Annotated in this window: 3 protein-coding genes; 1 reads left to right on the top strand and 2 read right to left on the bottom strand. The window is 43.9% G+C overall.

What is annotated here, in order from left to right:
• The first annotated feature begins 90 nt into the window (after positions 1-90).
• On the top strand, positions 91-258 hold the full coding sequence (locus tag NBH16_RS23120) for a response regulator (protein ID WP_250789127.1): 168 nt from the start codon (positions 91-93) through the stop codon (positions 256-258).
• 205 nt (positions 259-463) lie between these two features.
• On the opposite strand, the gene NBH16_RS23115 is transcribed toward NBH16_RS23120, so the two are convergent.
• Together NBH16_RS23115 and NBH16_RS23110 are read right to left on the bottom strand one after the other, a co-directional pair.
• Entirely contained in the window at positions 464-1,696 is a 1,233-nt protein-coding gene (locus tag NBH16_RS23115; RefSeq protein WP_009275238.1) for a glycosyltransferase, read from the bottom strand.
• 33 nt (positions 1,697-1,729) lie between these two features.
• Complete coding sequence (locus tag NBH16_RS23110; RefSeq protein WP_250789126.1) at positions 1,730-2,941, bottom strand: radical SAM protein; 1,212 nt, start codon at positions 2,939-2,941, stop codon at positions 1,730-1,732.
• Positions 2,942-3,241 lie beyond the last annotated feature (300 nt).

Raw genomic sequence — 3,241 nt, 5'->3', positions numbered from 1 at the left:
AGTCTTTTAATGCTAAAATTAAGGCGTTTAGAGCTGCTTTAAGAGGAGTAACGGATATAAAATTCTTTCTTTTCAGACTTACAAAGCTGTATGCTTAATCCCCCAGGTTTATCGGGTGAGCCGGCTTATGCTTTCGCCCAAGATGAGCAACGGATCATTAATAGTGGATTTGATGCCTATACGGCGAAACCGATTAATGGGAAGATCTTAAAAGACAAGATATCAACTTTATTGACGCATCGGATTATTCTGATGTAATCGAAGGGCTTTGCGGGAAGCAGACCTTATAAAACAATTAAAGCCTGTCTCACGACAAGCCCTAACCAAACTTTGTTAACCTTAAATCTAATACTATTATGAAAAAACCACGATGCAAATATACGGAGTTACTGTTATTTGTCAATGGTTTAAGTGCTAAATTGTGTTTTGTAACATGTAATAAAATCTAATAGGAACTTATGCCTCATTGAAATCTTTCGATAGAGTCGCATATATTCTTTATACCTCCCTCTTTTTGGATCATCTCGCCTATATGAGCGGCATTTTTCTTATAAAGCGGATTGGTGACCAGATCACAAACCTTGCGTTCGATCTCCTGCTCGCTCGCTTTCGCTATCTTAAGCCCTTCCGGCCCTAACCCTAATTGGTGGATTCGATAGGACCAATAGGGTTGATCGATAATCAACGGAGTGATTAATTGGGGCTTTCCCGCCCTTCCTACGCTATGGGTCGTGCCGCAACCTCCATGATGGATAACGCCGTCGCAGTGCGGAAATATCAAATTATGCGGAACCGGCTGCTTCATTAAGAATAAATGTTTATCCGCTTGTAAGGTGATTCCTGTCTTTGCCCAACCGGAACCGATGATGAGCCGATAATCATGTTTCTTGCAAATATCGACCAAGGCTTTGCTAAAACGGTTACCATCCTTGGAACTACAACTCCCGAGGGTAAAAAAGATAATAGGGCTTTGAGCGCTGTCGACGAATGATATCATTTCCTCGTAAGCCTTCTCATCATATTGAAAAGTGTCATTGAAGCAATAGCCTCCGATCGACCATTTGAACGTCCAGTCCGGATCTATGTTTCCTAGGTGCTGGCTGAAAAGCAAGTAATTATATGAACGCTCTCCCGCATGATAACCAAAATTACGAATCGGTGCGAGTCCGTATTTAGCCCGGTTCTTGTTGATCGTGTCTTTGACCATGAAATTGGTCATCCGGTTCATCAACTTCCATAAGATGGCAGGGGTGATGATCGGGTTGGGTTTGGGAAATGGCAATACGGCCGGGGGAATCTTCTTACCCGGCAAGAACGGGGCGTAGGCGGTACGTATCAAGGGCTTCTTGCAATACTCGGCGATACTTGCGACAGCAAATTCCGAGTTGGTCGATACTAAAATATCATGCTCTTTTAGTAGGGGAATCAATTGATCGAACTGTTTATCGATCACGTTCCGCATCCATTTAAGGAATGGCCGGAATTTATGTGAGTTTTGCGCTGCGCTATCGATCATGCCGCCGATATCGTCAAACTGTTGCAATACGTATTTAAATCCGTAGGGTTTAACGGTCTCCTCGAATATTTGAGGGAGATTGATGGTCACCTCATGGCCACGTCTTTCCAATTCGGCCGCTATGGCCAAATAAGGAAGGACGTCGCCTTGTGAGCCTCTGGTTACTAATAGTATTTTCATGCTACGTTTATTTATGGGCTATGAGGGTCTTGTTCACCGGATATTCAGTTGACGCAAACGCTCGATGTCCAGATGGTATTTGGCTTCCATCGTTTGTAGTTTCTGCTCATTGATGGCTAGGGGATGATTCAATCGTTTCGTTTCCCGGTATCCTTTATATACGGAGCGAATCATCTTACGTGGATTGAAAATGACGGATGAGGTGATCCAGCAGCCGTGCGTACACCAACAGTTGGCTTTATACCCATGTCCGATAGCGGCTATTTCCTGTTTCATCGCTTCGCTATTCATCACTTTACTTATATCGCAACCATACTCTTTTATATTTCCGAGCGGTTTCCGTAGCTCGCAGGCACGAAAACGTCCGTCGTAGTCGATTACCAAGGTAGTCTCTCCGGCCGTACAATCCATCCCCCAAGGGGTCGGGTGATCTATGTTGCTGGCACGCACATTATATAAGGTACGTATAAGGCCGAGATAGAAGAAGCGTGTGATCGGTTTCCTTAAGCCGGTGGTATCCGCTACCATCCGATCCGCATAAGCAGAATAGATAGGGGATATGTCGTCTTGTATTTTGCGTAGCGTTGACTCGGTTAGGATTTTCACGCCATCGTCACGGGTCATGCCTCTGGCGGCCTCAATCGTATGCGTGGAGGTGCGGAAACGTCCGTATACCCAAGTCATGAAGTCTTCTACCTGGTCTATATTGTATTTCGTGATAACGGTTGCTATATTTTTCAGGACCTTGCCGTCGTCTCCGAAATTCTCCTGTATCTTACGCAGGGTTTCCAGTGCCTTATAGAAGTTTCCCGGTACACCTCTCTGTGTATCGTGGGTCGTACCGAAACCATCCAAGGAAAGGCTTACGTTAATATTACAATCCGGGCAGTTCTGGCGGAACCGTTTTACCCATTCGACGATCCGGTCTGGTTTTAAGCCGTTCGTAGGGATGTTCACATCTTTGATATGGTTGTTTTTGTAGAATAACTCCAATATTTCCGGTAGATCCTCACGCAGGGTAGGCTCACCCCCGGATATCCATAATCGGTTGAATTGCCCAGCGGTTTCTGATATTTTCTTGATTTCATCGAAAGTGAGGTCGGGTTGCTTCTTATCCATTTCTTGGGCATAGAAGCACATCGCGCATTTGGCGTTGCATCGGCCTGTTACGAAAAGGAAGATCGACTCGAGTTTTCTTTCCGTGCTCATTGCCCTGAAAGAACTGGTGGTTCGTTTTTTGTCCATTTTATTTTTGTTTTACCATTTGTCTTATCTGGCGCATGATTTTTTCCTTGTGTTTGATCAACACCCGGAGAAAATAACATAAGAAGCCAAATAAAATACTTATTAGCATATACTATATGATCTTTAAAGGCAAAGATCGACGATAAAATGACGCTAAACAATCTCTATTTGCAGTATTTTGGGCTCACCCGATAAACCTGGGGGATTAAGCATACAGCTTTGTAAGTCTGAAAAGAAAGAATTTTATATCCGTTACTCCTCTTAAAGCAGCTCTAAACGCCTTAATTTTAGCATTAAAAG

The sequence above is a fragment of the Parabacteroides sp. Y3-G-102 genome (assembly GCF_023656845.1).
GTDB lineage: Bacteria > Bacteroidota > Bacteroidia > Bacteroidales > Tannerellaceae > Parabacteroides > Parabacteroides distasonis.
Note: the sequence above shows the minus strand (reverse complement) of the source record. Positions and strands in the feature narration are given on the sequence as shown.

What these genes read in the sequence shown, in the direction of transcription:
- NBH16_RS23120 (WP_250789127.1), top strand. Translation starts at nt 91, where the DNA reads ATGCTTAATCCCCCAGGTTTATCGGGTGAGCCGGCTTATGCTTTCGCC.
- NBH16_RS23115 (WP_009275238.1), bottom strand. Translation starts at nt 1,696, where the DNA reads ATGAAAATACTATTAGTAACCAGAGGCTCACAAGGCGACGTCCTTCCT.
- NBH16_RS23110 (WP_250789126.1), bottom strand. Translation starts at nt 2,941, where the DNA reads ATGGACAAAAAACGAACCACCAGTTCTTTCAGGGCAATGAGCACGGAA.